The sequence below is a fragment of the Xanthomonas sp. BRIP62409 genome, assembly GCF_003992965.1.
Classification (GTDB): Bacteria; Pseudomonadota; Gammaproteobacteria; order Xanthomonadales; family Xanthomonadaceae; genus Xanthomonas; species Xanthomonas euroxanthea.
The window spans coordinates 1-20149 of the sequence record NZ_QEZJ01000023.1; the positions used below are offsets into that span (position 1 = coordinate 1).

Genomic DNA, 20149 nt, shown 5'->3' on the forward strand with positions numbered 1-20149 from the left:
CCCCCGCCGCGTGCCGAACCCGCAGCGCCTGCCGCGCGGCCGGCACCTGGACGCATGCAACGCAACGCGGTGCGCTCGGGCCAGCAGCTGTATGCGGAGAACTGCGACCTGACTGTCCTCAGTACGGTCGGTGCCGGAGCGGAGGTCATCGCCGACGGCAGCATCCATATCTACGGTACCCTGCGTGGCCGCGCGTTGGCCGGCGCCCAGGGCAACCCTGACGCGCGCATCTTCTGCCGCGACTTCCACGCCGAACTGGTTGCCATAGCTGGCCACTACAAGGTGCTGGACGATGTTCCCATGGACCTGCGTGGCAAGGCCGTCCAGGTCTGGCTGGAGCAGGATCAGATCAAGATCGCTGCGCTGGATTGACGCAGCCCAACCACAGAAATATTTCGGAGAAATCCTTTGGCTGAAATCATCGTAGTCACCTCCGGCAAGGGCGGCGTCGGCAAGACCACCACCAGCGCGAGCCTGGCCTGCGGGCTGGCACGGCGCGGCAAGAAGGTCGCCGTCATCGACTTCGACGTCGGTCTGCGCAACCTGGACCTGATCATGGGCTGCGAGCGGCGCGTGGTGTACGACTTCGTCAACGTCGTGCATGGCGAAGCCACGCTCAAGCAGTCGCTGATCAAGGACAAGCGCTTCGACAACCTGTACGTGCTGGCTGCCTCGCAGACCCGCGACAAGGACGCGCTGACCCAGGAAGGCGTGGAGAAGGTGCTCAAGGACCTGGCCGCCGACGGCTTCGACTACATCGTCTGCGATTCGCCGGCCGGTATCGAGAAAGGCGCATTCCTGGCGATGTACTTCGCCGACCGCGCGGTGGTGGTGGTCAATCCGGAAGTCTCTTCGGTCCGCGACTCGGACCGCATCATCGGCCTGCTCGATTCCAAGACCCGCAAGGCCGAGCAAGGCCAGACCGTGCCGGCCTTCCTGCTGCTGACCCGCTACAGCCCGGGACGCGTGGAAGGCGGCGAGATGCTCAGCATCACCGACGTGGAAGAAGTGCTCGGCCTGAAGGCCATCGGCGTGATCCCCGAATCCGGCGACGTGCTCAATGCCTCCAACAAGGGCGAGCCGGTGATCCTGGATGCCGAGTCCCCGGCCGGCCAGGCCTACGACGACGCGGTCGCCCGCATCATGGGCGAAGAGCGCCCGATGCGATTCACATCCGTGGAGAAGAAAGGCTTCTTCAGCAAGCTGTTCGGAGGGTAAGCATGGGCCTGCTCGATTTTCTCAAGAGCAAGAAGAACACCGCCGAGACGGCCAAGAACCGCCTGCAGATCATCATTGCGCAGGAGCGCAACCACCGCGGCGGTCCGGACTACCTGCCGCTGCTGCAGCGTGAATTGCTGGAAGTGATCAAGAAGTACGTCAACATCGACGCCGATGCGGTGCGGGTGGACCTGGTCAAGGATGGCGAGCATGACGTGCTCGATATTTCCGTCGCCTTGCCCGAAGACGGCGACAAGTAAGCGATCGCCGTGGCACCGTGCCTGCACGGTGCTGCGGTGACGGCCCGAACCGACCGCGAGCCCTTGCGTGTGACCATCGATTCTTCCTCCAGCGCCGAGCCAGCCCGCGTGTTGTGCGTGGGCGATATCGGCCTGGATGCACCCACTGCCCTGCTCTCAGGTTATGGTTTGCGCCTGCATCGCGTGGACGCCGGCGCGCCGATCCCCGGCAGTTTCTGGGGCGAACCGGAGGCCGGCATCATCGGCTGCGATGTCTATGTGCGTGACGACACGCCGGTGCATTCGCTGCTGCACGAGGCCGGGCACCTGATCGTCCTGCCGGCCGACAAACGCGCGGCCGTGCATACCGACGCGACCGATTCGGTGGATGAGGAAGACGCCACCTGTTACCTGCAGATCCTGCTGGCCGAGCAGTTGCCCGGCGTGGGCAGCGCGCGCCTGATGACCGACATGGACACCTGGGGCTACACCTACCGGCTCGGATCCACGCGCGCCTGGTTCGAGCAGGACGCGGACAATGCGCGCAGCTGGCTGCTCGCGCGCAACCTGTTGCCGCAGTAACGCCGGATCGCCGCTGCCTGATCGTCAGGCCGTGGCGTACCTGCAGGCCGGCATGCACAGGCTGCCAGCATACCTCCCCGAATCGAGCCAGTGGCCACGCACTGCAGTGCCGCTTCACTGCGTGGCATAAGCAGGCCGCAGACGACGGGGTCGTCAGCATCCGCATAGACCATGCCGAATGCTCGCGTGTAAAACATGCCGGCTGCCGTCTCCGTGCAGGTCGCGCGCATCGCCAGGCGCGGTGTTTCGTAGCACTGCAGGTCACGCCGCGCAGCATCACGACGGCGCAGACATCTCCTCAACGCCACGCCGCGTAGGCTGCAGCGCATGCATAGCCTGTTTCTCAACACGGTGCTGCTGGGCGGCACCGCAGCAGATAAATTGTCGGCTGCGCAGGCGGCCGGCTTCGATGCGGTCGAATTGTGGGAACAGGATCTGCAGCAGTTGGCGCGATCGCCGGCGCAGGTGCGCGGCGCCCTCCACCAGCTCGGGCTTGGACTGACCGACTACCAGGTGCTGCGCGATGTGGACGGTGCCGCTGACGCGCAACGCGACCGTTGCCGCGCGCACGCGCTGCAGATGCTGGAAACCGCCGCCGCGTTGGGCGCGGGTGTGGTGCAGGCACCGGCCAACACGCGTGCCGACGTCGTGCCTGCACGGATCGTCGAGGATCTGCGCTGGCTGGGCCGTGCCGCGGCGGAGCACGGCCTGCGCATCGCCTACGAACCGATGGCGTGGAGCACGGTCAATCACACCCTGCCTGCTGCGTGGGCAAGCGTGCGTGCCAGCGGCGCGGACAACATCGATCTGGTGGTGGATGCCTACCACCTGTTCGCGCCAGGCCGTGGGCTGGACGACCTGGACGCCATCCCGGCCACGCGCATCGCCAATGTGCAGTTATGCGATGTGGCGCAGCCAGTGGCGCCAGGTGCGCTGGCCGCGGTGGCGCGGCATGCGCGCCTGCTGCCGGGCGAAGGCTGCTTTCCGCTGTCGGCGCTATTGCGGCGCCTGGCCGGCATGGGCTACACAGGGCCGATCGGCATCGAGGTCTTCAACGATGCCCGCAAGGCGGCCGCTGCTCCGGCCACCGCGGCGGCGGCGATGGCCGCACTGCGCAGCTGCCTTGAGCGTGCCGGCGCTTAGCTGCGCTGCGCGCCGCTGAGATCCAGCGTCACCACCGTGCCCTGCCCCGCGCTGGAATCCAGGTGCAGATGCCAGCCCAGATGCTCGCAGAGCCTCCCGATCAGCTCCAGCCCGATGCCGTTGCCCTGGCGTGCGTTGTCGCGCGCCAGGCGCGCGTAGATCGCACTGATCTCCTCCGGCGTCATGCCGTGGCCCGGGTCGGCAATGCGCACCACCCCTGGTGCCGATAGCGAGACGCGGATGATGCCGCGGTCGCTGTTCTCGATCGCATTGCGCAACAGGTTGCCGATGGCGGTGTGCACGATCGCCACTGGAGCGGTGAGGCTGCATGGCGGAAGCGGGTCGGTGAGTACCTGCAGATCCTTGTCGGCGAGCAGATGTGCGTGGTCGGCGACGATCTCCGGCAGCAACAGATCCAGGCGCAGCGTATCGCTGCTGCGCGTCAGCCGGCCGGGATCCTTGGCCAGCACCAGCAACAAGGTGATCAGCTGCTCCACCGCGGCGCTGGTCTGCGCGATGCGCTCCAGCTGGTGGCGCACTGCCGGCGGTGTGCCGGGTTGTTCCAGCGCCAGTTCGGCGGCGTTGCCGATCACCGCCAGCGGGGTGCGTAACTCGTGGCTGGCGCTGTCGATGAAGGCGCGTTCGCGTTCGACGAACTGGCCGTTGCGATCGAGATAGTCGTTGAGTGCATCGGCAATCACGTACAGCTCGGCGCTGCCCTGCGGGCCAACAGCAATGCGTTGCGCGCGCCGCTCGGGACGCAGCGCGCCGATATCGCGCGCCAGCTCCACCAGCGGGCGCACCAGCCGCGCCATCGCATACGTGCCCATCAGCAAGGTGATGCCGATCAGCGCGACGCCTGCCGCCAGCATCCAGCGGGTGATGAACTGCTCCAGCGCTTCGAAGTCGGTGATATCCAGCACCAGCGCCAGGCGCCCGGCATGCGGGGTGTCGCGCACCATCACCGCGCTCTGGCGGCCGGCGATCTCCAGCTCGTCGTGCAGGCCGGGATGCAGCGTGCGCAGGACCGGCGGCACCGTCGCGCTGCCGTCGACGCGATACAACCGCAGGGTGTCCGAGTCCTGCCAGCGGTAATCCGGATTCTGCGCACTGCGGTCCAGGATGCTGTCCAGTTCCGAATTCAACAACGAGCGCCACACGCCGTGTTCCGCGCGCTCGTGCAGATACTGCGCGGTGCCGAACACCGCCAGCACCATCAGCAGCGTGTAGCCGAACAACCACACCAGCACGCGACGGCCCAACGGGCGCTGCCTAAGCATCGCTGCACTCGCCCGTGGACTGATCGCCGGCGCCTTCCAATGGCGCCAGGCGATAGCCCAGCCGCGGCAGCGTATGGATCAGTTTCTGCGCGAATGGGCCATCCACGCTGCGGCGCAACTCGTAAATATGCGAGCGCAGCATGTCGCCATCGGGCGGATCGTCGCCCCAGAGCGATTGCTCAAGACGCTGCCGGGTGACGGCGGCGGGGCTGGCCTGCATCAGCACTTCCAGCAACTTGCGGCAGGCCGGATACAGGTGCAGCACCTGGCCGGCGCGGGTGGCTTCCAGGGTGGACAGGTCCAGGCGCAGATCGGCCACCTGCAGCAACTTGCCGCGTCGGCGCCCATGCGCACGCGCCAGCAGGGCCTCGATGCGAACCTCCAGTTCCGGCAGCGCGAACGGCTTGGTCAGGTAGTCGTCGGCACCGGCGCGGAAGCCGGCGATCTTGTCGGGCAACTCGTCGCGGGCGGTGAGCATGATCACCGGCAATTCGGACTGGTGCTGCTCGCGCAGGCGGCGCAGTACTTCCGGGCCGTCCATGCGCGGCATCATCCAGTCCAGCACCAGCACATCGTAGTGCTGGGTGGTGGCCAGGTGCAGGCCGGTGACGCCATCGGGCGCGGCGTCCAGGGTGTGCCCGCGCGCTTCGAAATAGTCGAACAGGTTGGCAACCATGTTGCGGTTGTCTTCGATGACCAGCAGCCGCATGAGCGCGTTTCCAGGGCGGCCCGGCAGGGACGATGTGCGCATCCTAACCGAGCCTGGCCGAACACGGCCGCTCTGGAGGGTTCCGACAAAATTCCGACCTGCCAGCCGGATAGTGTGGCGCCCCACCGCTCGGGGCGTGCGCGTGTCGCCTGCCATCTCCGCCGCCACTTCCCGCCAGCGCGCACTGCTTGCCGCCGTGGTGCTGATCATCGTCAGCCTGCTGGCAGGCCTGGGCCTGCGCCAGCCCAACCCACCGGATGAGCCGCGCTTTGTGCTGGCCGCACGCAGCATGGTCGAGACCGGCCAGTGGTTGCTGCCGCATCGCGGCCGCGACCTGTATGCCGAAAAGCCGCCGGTGTTCATGTGGTTGCAGGCGGCCAGCTACGAGCTGGTGCCGCACTGGACCGTCGCCTTCCTGCTGCCTTCGCTGCTGGCTGCGCTCGCCACCTTGTGGCTGACCTGGGACATCGCACGGCGTCTATGGAACAGGCGCGTGGCGCGTCATGCGGTGCTGGGGTTGTTTGCGGTGCTGCAGTTCGGCCTGATGGCCAAGCGTGCGCAGATCGACATGGTGCTGGTGGCGCTGACCACGCTGTCGTTGTGGGGGATGCTGCGGCATCTGCTACGCGGGCCGGACTGGCGCGCATGGATGCTGGGGGTGTTCGCAGCCGGCGTGGGTACGGTGACCAAGGGCGTGGGCTTTCTGCCATTGCTGCTGTTGCTGCCGTGGATGGCGCTGCCGCGCAGGCACTGGAGCGTGCTGCCGGCACGCGCACAAGCTGGGCGCAGCTGGTTGCTGGTGCTGCCGGCGTTTCTGGCCGGCACTGCGGTTTGGCTTGGTCCGCTCGGCATCGCGTTGTGGCAGAGCAACGAGCCGGCGCTGCACGCCTACGCGCACGAGTTGTTGTTCAAGCAGACCGGCACCCGCTACGCGCACGCCTGGCATCACCTCAAACCGGCCTGGTACTACCTGCAGGTGATCGCCACGCTGTGGTTGCCGGGCTGCCTGGTGTTGCCATGGTTGCTGCCGGCGTGGTGGCGACGGCTGCGGCGCGGCGACCCGCGCTATCTGTTGCTGCTTGCCTGGAGCCTGCTGGTGCTGGTGTTTTTCAGTGCCAGCCCGGGCAAGCGCGAGGTCTACATCTTTCCGATGCTGCCGGCCCTGTGCATCGCCGCCGCACCGCTGCTGGCCGGGCTGCTGCGCAAGCGTGGCGTCCGCATGTTGCTGACCGGCTACCTGCTGCTGCTTGCGCTGGCCGCTCTTGCATTGGGCAGCGGCATCGCACTGCATCTGCACTGGGCGGAAAACACTGCATTGAAGCGTGGCATGGCGTTGGCCTCGCTGCAGTCGGTCGGCGTGTGGTTGATCGGCCTGGGCGTGGTCGGCCTGGCGGCACTTGCGTGGTCGCGCGGCAAGCGCACCGGCACCGCGGTGGTGGCGGTGACCGCCGCGCTATGGATCGTCTACGGCCTGGGCTTGATGCCTGCACTGGATCCCTACAGCTCTGCTGCGCGGGTGATGCAGCGCGTGGGGCAGCACATCGGCCCGGATGCCGAGCTGGGCATGCTGGCCTGGCGCGAACAGAACATGCTGCAGGCGGACCGGGCGGTGACCGACTTCGGCTTCAAGGCAAGCTGGCAGCAGCAATGGGCCAAGGCAGGCCCCTGGCTTGCACACGCCCCCGAGCGTCGTTGGTTGTTCGTCCTCAAGCAGGCAGTACCGGCCTGCATCGATCCGGCGCAACGTTTCGATGTTGGCGAATCCAATCGCAATCAATGGCAGTTGGTGCCGGGCACGGCATGGCATGCCGGCTGCGTTGCCGCCGATACCGATACCGCTACTGATCCTGGTGCCGGCGACAGCGAGACAGACTGAACGCCGGATAGCGTGTTAACGGCCGAGCAACCCCGGTCCGACCGCTTTCCGACATGCCGCTTTCGAAGATGCCGGGCATAGACCACCGGCCGATGCTTCGATGACCACGTTTCCCGTATACGCACCTGCCCTGACGCGCACAGCCACTGCTGCGCAAACCCGCTTCCTGGTTCGGCATCTGTGGCTACCGTTGGCCGGCGTGCTAGTGCTCAGCGCGTTGTTGATGAGTGCCGGTGGCGACCAGTGGATTGCCGATGCGCTGTATCGGCTGGAAGGCGGGCATTGGCTGCTCAAGGACCACTGGTTCACCAGCGGCGTGATTCACCGCGTCGGCAAATGGCTGAGCACCGCAGCCGCTGTCAGCGTGCTGGTGCTGGCGCTGGTGGCCTGGTGCCGGCCACGCCTGCGTGTGCTGCGCTGGCCGCTGACCTATCTGGCTACATCGATCGCACTGTCGACCTCGCTGGTGTCCTTGCTCAAGTCGTGGACGGCGATGGATTGCCCCTGGGATTTGAGCCGTTATGGCGGCACCCAGCCGATGATCGGGCTGTTCGAATCGCGCCATGGCATTGCCGCGTCCGGTTGTTTTCCGGCAGGTCACGCCAGTGCCGGTTATGCGTGGGTGGCGTTGTATTTCTGTGCGCTGGCACTGCGTCCTGCATGGCGTGTTCCTGCATTGTGGCTGGGCATCGCGGCAGGGCTGTTGTTCGGGATTGCGCAGCAACTGCGCGGCGCGCATTTCCTGTCGCACGACCTGTGGTCGCTGGCGGTGTGTTGGGGAACCGCACTTGCACTGTACTGGGGGATGCTGGCTCGACCGCATCGCGCCAATGAAGTGGTGTTGCAATCGGGGGATGCAGCATGAGTACCTATCTACCGCAATCGCGTGGGCGCAAGCGCCTGCGCGCACTGACCTGGACAACGCGCCCCACGGTATCGACCGAGACGCTGGTGCTGCTGTCGAGTGTGTTCTTTGCACTGGTGTGCAATCAGCTGTTCTGGCACACGGCCATGGCCACGCATCCGGGCAGCCTCGGGTTTGCCATCTCGTTGATGGCGCTGCTGGTGGCCGTGCATGCGTTGTTGCTGGGCCTGCTGGTCTGGCGCTGGAACGCCAAGCCACTGCTGACGCTGCTGCTGTTCACCACAGCGCTGGCTGCGCACTACATGGACAGCTACAACGTCTATCTGGATGCGGACATGCTGCGCAACGTGCTGCATACCGACCACAAGGAATCGCGCGAGCTGCTCACGCCCGGCTTGATCCTGCCGCTGCTGTGCTACTTCCTGATTCCGACCACGCTGTTGTGGCGCACCCGCCTGCACGCGCGCAGCATCGGCAGATCACTGGCAACCCGCGCTGGCTTTTTGCTGGTGGTGGCAGTGCTCGGCGCGGCCGGCGCGATGCTGTCCTCGCAAGACGTCTCCGCGTTGATGCGCAATCACCGCGAGGTGCGTTACCTGGCCACGCCGATCAATTACATCGTGGCGCTGCGGCAGAACCTCAAGTCCGATTCGCCGATCAAGCACGCGCCCAGGCAACCGGTCGAGCACGATGCCATGGCCACGCCACGCGCACCGGGAAGTCGTCCGCGCCTGCTGCTGGTGGTACTGGGCGAAACCGCGCGTGCGCAGAACTGGGGCCTCAACGGCTATGCGCGCCAGACCACACCCGAGCTGGCGCAGGCCGGGGTGATCAATTTCCCCGACATGCATTCGTGCGGCACCAGCACCGAGGTCTCGGTGCCGTGCATGTTTTCGCCATTCGGCCGCCGCGATTACAACGAGGACATGATCCGCAGCCACCAGTCGCTGCTGCATGTGCTCGAACATGCCGGCATTTCCACGCTGTGGCGCGACAACCAGTCCGGCTGCAAGGGCGTCTGCGATGGCCTGGACATCCAGAAGCTGGACGATGCCACCACGCCAGGGCTGTGCGCCGATGGCCGTTGCATGGACGAGATCCTGCTGAGCGACCTGGCTGCGCAAGTCCGCGCAAAGCCCGGCGACCGCGTGGTGGTGCTACATCAACTCGGCAGCCACGGGCCGAGTTACTTCGAGCGCTACCCGGCACAGTTCGAGCGCTTCAAGCCGGTGTGCAAGACCGCCGACCTGGGCAGTTGCAGCCGCCAGAACATCGTCAACGCCTACGACAATTCCATCACCTATACCGATCACTTCCTCAACCAGGCCATCCACACGCTGCGCGGGCTGCAGGACTACGACACCGCGATGATCTACCTCTCCGATCACGGGGAATCACTGGGCGAAAAAGGCCTCTACCTGCATGGCGTGCCCTACGCGATCGCGCCCAAGGAACAGACCCACGTGCCGATGGTGATGTGGTTCTCGCCGGAGTTCGCACGTGACCGCGGCCTGGACGAAACCTGCCTGCGCCACCGTGCCGGCCAATACACCGACCAGGACGCGCTGTTCCCATCGGTGCTCGGGCTGATGCAGGTCAAGACCAGCGCCTATGCACGCGAACGCGATCTATTTGCGCAATGCACGGGATAAACGCGGTTGGATACTCCGAACTTGGTTATCGAGTGCGCAGCGCCCCTCAGACATGGAGCCAATACGTCATGATCGAACAGGGCGCATCCAGCACTGCTCTTCCATGCGCACCGACCATCTCGACTGGTCCTTGCCCGCCCACCGTCGCGGGACCTTACGCGGCATGGATGCCGCGTAAGAGCCTACAAGGACGTACTTGCGGCGTGTCCTGCGATGGTGGGCGGGCAAGGGCCCTGCAGCCAAGTCGCAGATCAGCCGCCATACAACTAATCTATCCATGCTATCCAGGCTTAAAGCACGACATCCAAAGCAATCGGGACTTAGAACACTGGCATCGTTTAAGTGCGATCAAATGCTTGAGTCAAAAGCTTAGTCAGTAGAGGGCGCGGCGTCCTCACCGCTCGCGGGACACGCCGTGAACCCGTCCCTGGGGGCTCGGTGGCGGCATCCATGCCGCCACACGGTCCCGCAATCGGCGAGGACACCGCACCAGACAGTGTGCTGACTGTTTTACTGAAAGCCATGCACACCGACCATCTCGACGGGTCCTTGCCCGCTCACCGTCGCGGGACCTTACGCGGCATGGATGCCGCGTAAGAGCTTACATGGACGTACTTGCAGCGTGTCCCGCGATGGTGGGCGGGCAAGGGCCCCGCAGCAAACCCGCAGTCCGAGGGCGCGGTGCCCTCACCGCACCAGACAGTGTGCTGATTGTTTTACTGAAAGCCATGCACACCGACCATCTCGACGGGTCCTTGCCCGCCCACCGTCGCGGGACCTTGAGCGGCATGGATGCCGCGCCAGAGCCTACACGGACGTACTTGCGGCGCGTCCTGCGATGGTGGGCGGGCAAGGGCCCTGCAGTAAACTTGCAGCGTCGAGGGCGCGGTGCCCTCACCGCTTGCAGGACACGCCGTAAACCCGTCCCTGGGGGCTCGGTGGCGGCATCCATGCCGCCACACGGTCCCGCAATCGGCGAGGACACCGCACCAGACAGTGTGCTGATTGTTTTACTGAAAGCCATGCACACCGACCATCTCGACGGGTCCTTGCCACCCATCGTCGCGGGACCTTCGTCTCCCCTGATCAGCAGATATGCACCTGCAGACGTCCGCGTCGCGTGCGCAGTGACAGTGCTTGCGGTAGACCGCGCTGCGTTCTAGCCTGCGTCGGACTTCACCGCAAGGACCACCCGTGAATCCTCGTTTGTTGTGGCTGGCACTGGCCGTAGCCGCCGGCACGCTGTCGTTGTCGGCCTGCCGTCGGGATACGGCAGCACCCGCCAGGCCCGCTGCGGCCAAAACCGCGCTGCAGGAAAGCGCCGACCAGTTTGTTGCTCGCATCAGCGCCGAGTACAAGGCCGCGTACCCGGAAGTCACTGCCGCGCAGTGGTTGTCTTCGACCTACATCAATGGCGATTCCCAGTTGCTGGCCGCCAAGGCCAACGAGCGCTCGCTGGCGCAGCTGGACCGCTGGATCGAACAATCCAAGCAGTACGCAGGTACCCCGATGTCGGCCGACAGCGCGCGTGCATTGCAACTGCTGAAACTGATGAGCGCCCTGCCCGCGCCACGCGACCCAGCCAAGCTGGCGGAGCTCACCCGGATCGCCGCCAAGATGGAAGGCGACTACGGCGCCGGCAGCTATTGCGTGGGCGATGGCGAGCAACGCCGCTGCCGCCAGCTCGGCGAGCTGGAGCAGGTGCTGGCCAGCAGCCGCGATTACGCAGAGCAACTGGATGCCTGGCAGGGCTGGCATGGCACCGCAATCCCGATGCGCAAGGACTACCAGCGATTTGTCGAGCTCGCCAACGAGGGCGCGCGCGGACTGGGCTTTGCCGATGTCGGGGTGCTATGGCGCAGCGGCTACGACATGCCGCCGGCGCAACTGGCCAGCGAAACCGACCGTCTCTGGGAGCAGGTCAAACCGCTGTACGCACAACTGCAGTGCTATGCGCGCGGCAAGCTCGCTACGCAATACGGCAAGGACAAGGGCGAGCTTGCCGGCGGCATGTTGCCCGCACATCTGATGGGCAATATGTGGCAGCAGGACTGGAGCAATCTGTGGGACCTGCTGCAGCCATACCCGGGTGCCGGCGACCTGGACATCACCGCCGCGCTGGAAAAACAATACCAGGGCAACCTGAGTGCGGTGCTGGCACGCACCACGGGCACCGAAGGCGGCAGCGGCGCCCGCTTCCAGGCCGAACGTGAAGCGCAACTGCGCACCGCAAAACAGATGACCGAGCGTGCGCAGGGCTTCTACACCTCGCTCGGCATGCCCAAGCTTCCCGACAGCTATTGGCAGCGGTCGCAGTTCATCAAGCCCCTGGACCGCGACGTGGTCTGCCATGCCAGCGCGTGGGACATGAACATGGGCGGCGAGCCAAACCAGAATATCGACGCGGACGTGCGCACCAAGATGTGCATCAAGCCAACCGAAGAGGATTTCACCACCATCTACCACGAGCTCGGCCACATCTATTACGACCTGGCCTACAACCCGCTGCCGCCCCTGTTCCAGAACGGCGCCAACGATGGCTTCCACGAAGCGATCGGCGACACCATCGTGCTGGCGATGACGCCCAAGTATCTGCAGTCGATCGGCATGGTGGGCGAACAACAGGCCGGCCGCGAGGCGCTGATCAATTCGCAGATGCGCATGGCGCTGAGCAAGGTTGCCTTCCTGCCATTCGGTTTGATGATCGATCGCTGGCGCTGGGGCGTGTTCGATGGCTCGATCACCCCCGAGCACTACAACCAGGCCTGGTGGGAGCTGAAAGCCAAATACCAGGGCGTGGCGCCGGTGACCCCGCGCGGCGAGGAGTTCTTCGATGCCGGCGCCAAGTACCACGTGCCGGGCAATACGCCGTACACGCGCTATTTTCTGGCGCACATCCTGCAGTTCCAGTTCTACAAGGGCCTGTGCGAAGCCGCAGGCCACCAAGGCCCGTTGTACGAGTGCAGCTTCTACGGCAACAAGGACGCCGGGCAGAAGTTCTGGTCGATGCTGCAACGTGGCGCCAGCCAACCCTGGCAGACCACGCTGAAGGAACTCACCGGCAACGAGCGCCTGGACGCCGGCCCGATGCTGGAATATTTCGCACCGATGAACGAGTGGCTGAAGCAGCAGAACCAGGGGAAATTGTGCGGCTGGCAGGCGACCGCGCCCGCTGCCGCCGGCAACGCGCCGCCACCTGCCGCGATGCACTGACGCGCCGCTTTCCCTGCGGCATACGGCGGCCGTCGCCCTGGCCGCCGCATAACATTGATTTGATAAATGCCGAAAACGCCGGCGATATACTGCGCGCCCGCTGCACCGGCGCAGCATGCAGGACGCATCCAATGAATAACGCCTCCACCGGCCCGGACCCGCGCGACGCGGACCCCAACAAGCAGCTCATCGACGACGCGAACGACCGCGCGTTCGACCCGACCTACAGCAGCAAGAACAGCGACTATTCGGTGGAACTGGGCAGCAGCACCGTGGAGCTCAACCCCGAAGATCAGTCGGTCAAGTATTCCCATACCAGTGAGCAGGGCAACGGCAGCCAGGCCCGGCCACTGGGCGAGAACAGCCTGCAGACCAGCACCTCGCTGGGCCTGGGCAAGCTCAGCGATGCGGACGCGAAGACCACCACCTTCAATCTGGAGGCCGACGCGCGTACCGGCCAGCAGCAAAGCCTGCAGACCAAGCTCGGCGACGGCAAATTGAACATCGAAGCTGGTGTCAGTGGCGGGCAGCGCATGCGCTACGCACTGACGCTGCCCGGTGCCGACCAGCCTGCAGAGGCTGCCACGCGCGTCAATCCGCTACAGCCGGAGAGCCTTCCGATCGGCGCGCGCGCGGTGATGGACGCTCAGACCTATACCCAGCGCGATTCCTCGGCGAGCCTGCAACACCTCAGCATGCAGAGCGAGATCACCGAAGCCAGCGGCCGCAGCTACCTGATCGAGCGTGTGGACGAGCGCCACGTGCGGGTGGTGACCGGGCCCAACGCAGCCATCGAGGCAGTGAACGCCGTTGGCCTGAAGGTGGGACCGGCGCAGGCCCTGCTGGGGCGTGCCGACTCGCTGGGACAGTCGCGGGTGGAGAGTGCGCAGTTCGACCTGGCCGATCCGCGTGCGCTCGCGGCGATGGGCCAGTTCGTGCGCGAGGGCACGCTGGCACCGGGCGTGCCCGGCGTCGACGAACAACAGACGCTGGAGCGCATCAACTTCAGCTCGCAGCAGCGGCTGCAGCTGGAACTGGGCCCGCTCAGCGCCGATGTGGCCGGCAACCGCAACCAGGGCAGCCAGGTGCGCATCAGCACACCGGGCCAGGATGGCTACACGGTGGTGCAACAGCTGCAATACGCAGACAACGTGCCGCTGACGATCGTGCGCCAGTACGACGGCAACGACACCGAACGCGTGCAGGACCGCAGCTACCGCTTCGAGATCGATGGCGACGTTGCCACGCCGGGGCTGCTGCAACGCCTGGGCGGGCGCAACGAGGCCAGCGAGGAAAAGGCGATCGCGCAGAATCTCAACAGTGCGCTGAGCGGCGAGATGGCGGGCACCGGTGCGATCGCGCCAGGGCAGAAGACCACGCTGGCCTTCAGCGAGGCGCAGATGCAGGCGCTGATGGAGCAGACCCAGGCCAGCGTCGAGGCCAGCAGGATCGGCGGCAGCTCGCTGAGCTCGCTGGTCGGCGACCGCGGCGCCGCGCCGCAGTCACCCGAACGCTTCGCGATCGCGATGGCCCGCAATGTGGGCAGCACGCCGTATCCATTCGTCGAGCGGCTGCAGCGCATCGCCGACGGTGCCGATGGGACATACGACGGCCAGTTGCAGCGCATCGATGCCGAGGTCGTTCCGCGCCAGGCAGCGACGGCGACCGCCGCCTCGGATGCACGCCATCCGGCCAATCCGGACCATGCGCTGCTGAACCAATGCACCGCAGCGGTGGAGCAGCTGGAGACCGCGCGTGGCCGCGTGCCCGATGCGGACAGCGAGCGCCTGGCAGCCGGAGCGCTGGTGGCCGCGCGCGAGCATGGGCTGCAGCGCGTGGATCACGTGGTGCTGGGGCGCGACCCGGCACAGGGCTTCGTGGTCCAGGGGGCGCTGGATTCGCCGGCCCACTTGCGCGGACCCTTCGATGCGCAGGCCGCGCAGCAGACGCCGGTGGACCACAGTCTGCAGCGCGCGCAGGCGCTGGGCGCCGGGCAGGATCGCAACGCCGCCGCGCAGGAACAGACGCAGCAACAGGACCTGCAGCGACAGGCACCGGCGCGCTGATCCGGCGCACTGGCTGATCCGCAGCCAGGCGCTGGCGCAGTTCAGCCCGACCACTGCCCATCCACGCGGAATGGGCAGTGGTCGGAATCGGCTTCGCCGACACCGCTGCGTGTATGGCCTCAGTTGGGACGCGCGGGCACCAGCTTCTGCGCGAACTCGATCCGGAACGCCTCGAAATCCCTGCCGTCGGCAGCGGCCTCGGCATGCGCCGCATCCTTGAGCGTGTCCGAGTAGGTCAGCCGTACCGGCGTGCCCTGGCGTTCGTGCAACTCGGCCGCGCGCATGATCAGGGCCAGCACCTGGGCGGCACTGGTGCTCTCGCCGGCGATGCGGCCGTCCATGCCCAGCACCCATTCGCCGTCGCGGCGGACGATGCCGGCCAGTAGCGTGCGCTGCTGGTCGCGCAGTTCGGCATGTGGCTCGATCGGCGAAACCGGCACGGGATTGGCGGCGGCCTGGTTGCGCAGGCGCTCGGCGGCGCGCTTGCGGGCGTCGCGGCGCAGCTTGGAATCGGTGGACATGCAGGCTCCTGTGAGGTCAGAGATGGTCGGCCGGCTCCAGAGGCACGGCCTCTTCGGCCTGGCGGCGGCGTAGACGGCGGCCGCTGCGGCGCTCCCAGCGCCAGAATAGCCAGCCCAGCAGGAAAAAACCGGTCATGCCGATCGCCAGGTGGCGCGGGTGTTCACTCAGCAGCGGCGACAGCACCCCGGCCACCAGCGTATTGGTCATCAACTGGGTGAAGGCCTGCAGCGAGGACGCCAGGCCGCGCTGGTGCGGGTACATGTCCAGCACCGCCAGCGCCAGGATCGGAAAGATCAGCGCCATGCCCACGCCGGCCAGGAAGATCGGCAGCACCGCCCATGGCAGGGCGATCTGCGCTGCCGTCATGGTGTAGCCCAGGTTCGCCAGCGCCGCCACGCCGCAGCAGATGAAGCCGATGCGGATCTGCCGCACCGGGTCCATGCTGCCGGCCATGCGCCCGGACAGGAACGAGCCCAGCGTCATGCCGCCGATGGTGGGAATGAACAGCCAGGCGAAGTCGCCTTCGCCCAGGTGCAGGTGGCGCATGATCAGCACCGGCGCCGAGGCGATGTACAGGAAGATGCCGGCGAAGTTGAACGCACCGGCCGCGGCCAGGCGCTGGAAGCGCGGGTTGAAGCCGATCCGCACGTAGTCGTGCAGCAGGCGCTTGAGCTGCAGCGGCGTGCGCGCCTCCACCGGGTGGGTCTCCGGCAGCCAGGTCAGCGTGGCCACCAGCAGCACCAGCCCGAACGCCACCAGAAACCAGAAGATCAGCGGCCAGCCGGCACCGCTGAGCAGGATCCAGCCGCCGATGATCGGCGCGATCGCCGGGGCGATGCCGAAGATCATCGACACCTGGCTCATCAGCCGTTGCGCGTCCGGGCCCTGGAACAGGTCGCGGATCACCGCCCGCCCGACGATCATGCCGACCCCGGCCGACAGGCCCTGCAACGCGCGGAACGCCAGCAGGGTGGGCAGATCCTGCGACAGCGCGCAGCCCACCGAGCCGGCGATGAACAGCACCAGCCCGCCCAGGATCACCCGCTTGCGGCCCCAGGCATCGGACAGCGGGCCGTGCGCGATGCTCATCAGCCCGTAGGCGAGCAGATAGACGCTGATGGTCTGCTGGATCGCCACCTCGTCCACCGCCAGGCTGCGGCTGAGCCGCGAGAACGCCGGGAAGATGGTGTCGATGGAAAACGGACCAAACATCGCCAGCCCGGCGAGCAGCAGCGCCATGCGACGGGTGGAAGGCGTGGTGGGGGGCATGCAGGGATCCGAAACGTGGTGCACCGGGGGACGCACGCCGACGCTGGCCTGGGGGGGCGCGTCGGGATGGGCACAAGGGCGTCGATGATAGGCGCTCGCCGTTGCAAGGTTAAGCAGGCCCGAGTGCATGGGGCGTGCGCCCGCCCTGGCGGACGCGCCCGCCGCTGCGCACGCAGGCTATAATCGGCCGGCAACACGGTGGGAGAAGCGGCACTGCCGCTGCCGAAGGCGCAACAGCCCGTAATCGCTCAGGCCCGATACCATCCGCAGTACAACTCTGGAGAGACCGGCCGATGCCGGCGCCGAAGGGGCACGGAACGCAGGCAGGCCCAGCGCCATGCCGCGTTCTTAAACTCTCAGGCAAAAGGACAGAGGGGCGCGAGGAAGACTGTCGCTGCGACAGGAGGTGATGCGCTGCGCGCGTCACGCCGGTCCGGTGGTTGTCGACCATTCGTCTGCCCCCTGCCCCGGATGCCCGCCATGTCCCAGACCACGTCTTCCTTGCGCGACCTCGAACACCACAGCGCGTTCGTCGAACGCCATATCGGCCCCAACGACGCAGAAATCGCACAGATGCTGGACGTGGTCGGCCACGCCTCGCTGGATGCGATGACCGATGCGATCGTGCCGGGCAACATCAAGTCGCCGGCGGCGCTGGCGCTGCCCGAGGCGATCACCGAAGAAGAGGCGCTGGCCAAGATCCGCGCCATTGCCCGCAAGAACCAGGTGCAGCGCAGCTTCATCGGCCAGGGCTACTACGGCACCCATACGCCGAAGGTGATCCTGCGCAACATCCTGGAAAACCCGGCCTGGTACACCGCCTATACGCCGTACCAGGCGGAGATTTCGCAAGGCCGCATGGAAGCGCTGATCAACTTCCAGACCCTGTGCGCCGATCTCACCGGCATGCAGATCGCCAACGCCTCGCTGCTGGACGAAGCCACTGCCGCGGCCGAAGCGATGACGCTGGCCAAGCGCTCGGCCAAGTCGAAGTCGGAGACCTTCTTCGTGCACGACGCGGTGCATCCGCAGACCCAGGAACTGCTGCGCACCCGCGCCGAGCCGCTGGGCATCGTGCTGCGCGTCGGCACGCCGGAGGAAGCGCTGCAGGCCGAGTGCTTCGGCGTGCTGCTGCAGTACCCGGACAGCTTCGGGCATATCGGCGATCACGCCGCGCTGGCCGATGCAGTGCACGCGCAAGGCGGGCTGGTCGCGGTGGCGACCGATCTGCTGGCGCTGACCCTGATCGCCGCGCCCGGCGAATGGGGCGCGGACATCGTGGTCGGCAATTCGCAGCGCTTCGGCGTGCCGTTCGGTTTCGGCGGCCCGCATGCGGCCTTCATGGCCTGCCGCGATGCCTACAAGCGCTCGATGCCGGGCCGGCTGATCGGCGTGTCGATCGATGCCGCCGGCAACCCGGCCTACCGCCTCACCTTGCAGACGCGCGAACAACATATCCGCCGCGAGAAGGCCACCTCCAACATCTGCACCGCGCAGGTGCTGCTGGCGGTGATGGCCTCGATGTATGCGGTCTACCACGGCCCCGCGGGCCTGACCCGCATCGCGCGGCGTACCCATCGCCTGGCCGCGATCCTGGCCGCCGCCTTGCGCGGCGCCGGCGTCAGTGTGGGCGAGCATTTCTTCGACACCCTGCACGTCAAGGCGATCGATGCCGATGCCATCCACGCCAAGGCCCGTGCGGCCGGCATCAACCTGCGCGCGATCGACAGCGAAGCGGTCGGCATCAGCCTGGATGAAACCAGCACGCGCGCCGACGTGGTCGCACTGGCCGCGTTGTTCGGCGCGCAGGCAGATGTGGACGCCCTCGATGCCGCCACCGCCGACGCGTTGCCGCAGGGCCTGCTGCGCAGCACGCCCTTCCTGACCCACCCGGTGTTCAACACCCACCACAGCGAGCACGAACTGCTGCGCTACATGCGCTCGCTGGCCGACAAGGACCTGGCGATGGATCGCACCATGATCCCGCTGGGCAGCTGCACGATGAAGCTCAACGCCACCGCCGAGATGATCCCGGTGACCTGGCCCGAGTTTGGTGCGATCCATCCGCTGGCACCGGCCGAGCAATCGGCCGGCTACGCGCAGCTGATCGATGAGCTGGAAGCGATGCTGGTCGAATGCACCGGCTACGACGCGGTGAGCCTGCAGCCCAACTCCGGTGCCCAGGGCGAGTACGCCGGCCTGCTGGCGATCCGCGCCTATCACCGCGCGCGCGGTGAGGCGCACCGCGATATCTGCCTGATTCCCGAATCCGCGCACGGCACCAATCCGGCCTCGGCGCAGATGTGCGGCATGACCGTGGTCGTGACCAAGTGCGATGCCAACGGCAATGTCGATGTCGACGACATCCGCGCCAAGGCAGAGAAGTACTCCGGGCGCCTGGCCGCGTTGATGATCACCTACCCGTCCACCCACGGCGTGTTCGAAGAGGACGTGGTGGCGATCTGCGAAGCGGTGCATGCGCATGGCGGCCAGGTCTATACCGACGGCGCCAACATGAATGCCCTGGTCGGCGTGGCCAAGCCCGGCAAGTGGGGCTCGGACGTGTCGCATCTGAACCTGCACAAGACCTTCTGCATTCCGCATGGCGGCGGCGGTCCGGGCGTGGGTCCGTGCGCAGTGAAGTCGCACCTGGCGCCGTTTTTACCGCGCACGCTGGGCGGCGAAGGCGACGTCGGCATGGTCAGCGCCGCCAGCTACGGCTCGGCCTCGATCCTGCCGATCAGCTGGATGTACGTGACCATGATGGGCAGCGCCGGCCTGCGCAAGGCAACCCAGGTGGCCCTGCTCAACGCCAACTACATCGCCAAGCGCTTGGCGCCGCACTACAAGACGCTGTACACCGGCCGCAACGGCCTGGTGGCACACGAGTGCATCCTGGACATCCGCCCGCTGGAAAAGACCAGCGGCATCGGTGCTGAAGACATCGCCAAGCGCCTGATCGACTTCGGCTTCCACGCACCGACCTTGAGCTTCCCGGTCGCCGGCACCTTGATGGTGGAACCGACCGAAAGCGAATCGCAGCATGAGCTGGACCGCTTCATCGACGCGATGATCCAGATCCGCGAGGAAATCCGCGCCATCGAAGACGGCCGCCTGGACCGCGACGACAACCCGCTCAAGCATGCCCCGCACACCGCCACGCAGGTATCGGCCAGCGAGTGGACCCACGCCTACCCGCGCGAACTGGCCGCCTTCCCGCTGCCCAGCCTCAAGCAGCAGAAGTACTGGCCGCCGGTCGCGCGCGTGGACAACGTCTACGGCGACAAGAACGTGATGTGCGCCTGCATCCCGGTGGATGCCTACAAGGACGATGTGGAGGCGTAAGCGCTGCCCTGTCGCGCTGACGTGTGGCATTCAAACCCAGCCCGGGAATTGCCGGGCTGGGTTTTTCGTTTCTGGCGGCAGCAGTCAGTGTCTGGCCACATCGCGCGTTGCTGGCAAGCGCCTGCGCCGTAGCCTGGCACGGCTTGGGTAAGGCCATCAAGCGACGCCAA

Annotated in this window: 15 protein-coding genes and 1 riboswitch; of the genes, 11 read left to right on the plus strand and 4 right to left on the minus strand. The window is 66.5% G+C overall.

The window, feature by feature from the left end; all coding sequences use genetic code 11:
- From minC to EO170_RS14280, 5 genes are all read left to right on the plus strand, one after another.
- A partial coding sequence (minC, locus tag EO170_RS14260) for a septum site-determining protein MinC (protein WP_126945851.1) occupies positions 1-372 on the plus strand: 372 nt, incomplete at its 5' end.
- Positions 373-408: 36 nt separating this feature from the next.
- A complete protein-coding gene (gene minD, locus EO170_RS14265; RefSeq protein ID WP_046342008.1) occupies positions 409-1218 on the plus strand; it encodes a septum site-determining protein MinD in 810 nt (269 codons plus the stop codon).
- Between the two features lie 2 nt (positions 1219-1220).
- A complete protein-coding gene (gene minE, locus EO170_RS14270) occupies positions 1221-1478 on the plus strand; it encodes a cell division topological specificity factor MinE (protein WP_005994583.1) in 258 nt (85 codons plus the stop codon).
- 63 nt (positions 1479-1541) lie between these two features.
- Positions 1542-2039 (plus strand): hypothetical protein, encoded by a 498-nt coding sequence (locus EO170_RS14275; RefSeq protein ID WP_126946047.1) that lies wholly within the window; start codon positions 1542-1544, stop codon positions 2037-2039.
- 327 nt (positions 2040-2366) lie between these two features.
- Positions 2367-3182: a sugar phosphate isomerase/epimerase family protein gene (locus EO170_RS14280; protein WP_126945854.1), complete on the plus strand. Its 816-nt coding sequence runs from the start codon at positions 2367-2369 to the stop codon at positions 3180-3182.
- On the opposite strand, the gene EO170_RS14285 is transcribed toward EO170_RS14280, so the two are convergent.
- Both EO170_RS14285 and EO170_RS14290 read right to left on the minus strand, forming a co-directional pair.
- The gene (locus EO170_RS14285; RefSeq protein ID WP_126945857.1) at positions 3179-4462 is read right to left on the minus strand and encodes a HAMP domain-containing sensor histidine kinase; all 1284 of its coding nucleotides are present in this window, start codon (positions 4460-4462) and stop codon (positions 3179-3181) included. The two genes, EO170_RS14280 and EO170_RS14285, sit on opposite strands and share 4 nt — an antisense overlap.
- On the minus strand, positions 4455-5171 hold the full coding sequence (locus EO170_RS14290; RefSeq protein ID WP_104650291.1) for a response regulator transcription factor: 717 nt from the start codon (positions 5169-5171) through the stop codon (positions 4455-4457). The genes EO170_RS14285 and EO170_RS14290 overlap by 8 nt, the downstream gene beginning before the upstream one ends.
- A 136-nt stretch (positions 5172-5307) precedes the next feature.
- On the opposite strand from EO170_RS14290, the gene EO170_RS14295 reads away from it, so the two are divergent.
- The 5 genes from EO170_RS14295 (at position 5308) to EO170_RS14315 (ending at position 14843) form a co-directional block, all read left to right on the plus strand.
- Positions 5308-7047 carry a glycosyltransferase family 39 protein gene (locus EO170_RS14295; protein ID WP_164741049.1) on the plus strand — a complete coding sequence of 580 codons (1740 nt, stop codon included), beginning with the start codon at positions 5308-5310 and terminating at the stop codon, positions 7045-7047.
- Between the two features lie 100 nt (positions 7048-7147).
- Positions 7148-7912: a phosphatase PAP2 family protein gene (locus tag EO170_RS14300; RefSeq protein ID WP_104650293.1), complete on the plus strand. Its 765-nt coding sequence runs from the start codon at positions 7148-7150 to the stop codon at positions 7910-7912.
- On the plus strand, positions 7909-9564 hold the full coding sequence (locus EO170_RS14305; protein ID WP_126945863.1) for a phosphoethanolamine--lipid A transferase: 1656 nt from the start codon (positions 7909-7911) through the stop codon (positions 9562-9564). Before EO170_RS14300 ends, EO170_RS14305 begins: the two co-directional genes overlap by 4 nt.
- Before the next feature lie 1194 nt (positions 9565-10758).
- Positions 10759-12777: a M2 family metallopeptidase gene (locus tag EO170_RS14310; protein ID WP_126945866.1), complete on the plus strand. Its 2019-nt coding sequence runs from the start codon at positions 10759-10761 to the stop codon at positions 12775-12777.
- Between the two features lie 131 nt (positions 12778-12908).
- The gene (locus EO170_RS14315) at positions 12909-14843 is read left to right on the plus strand and encodes an XVIPCD domain-containing protein (RefSeq protein WP_126945869.1); all 1935 of its coding nucleotides are present in this window, start codon (positions 12909-12911) and stop codon (positions 14841-14843) included.
- A gap of 119 nt (positions 14844-14962) precedes the next feature.
- Here EO170_RS14315 and EO170_RS14320 read toward each other — a convergent pair whose 3' ends face one another.
- Positions 14963-15364 carry a hypothetical protein gene (locus tag EO170_RS14320; RefSeq protein ID WP_126945872.1) on the minus strand — a complete coding sequence of 134 codons (402 nt, stop codon included), beginning with the start codon at positions 15362-15364 and terminating at the stop codon, positions 14963-14965.
- 16 nt (positions 15365-15380) lie between these two features.
- Positions 15381-16634 (minus strand): multidrug effflux MFS transporter, encoded by a 1254-nt coding sequence (locus EO170_RS14325; protein WP_115676351.1) that lies wholly within the window; start codon positions 16632-16634, stop codon positions 15381-15383.
- A gap of 267 nt (positions 16635-16901) precedes the next feature.
- Positions 16902-17016, plus strand: a riboswitch (glycine riboswitch).
- A gap of 89 nt (positions 17017-17105) precedes the next feature.
- Here EO170_RS14325 and gcvP point away from each other — a divergent pair.
- Positions 17106-19979, plus strand: coding sequence for an aminomethyl-transferring glycine dehydrogenase (gene gcvP / locus EO170_RS14330; protein ID WP_206514020.1), 2874 nt, complete (start codon positions 17106-17108; stop codon positions 19977-19979).
- Positions 19980-20149 lie beyond the last annotated feature (170 nt).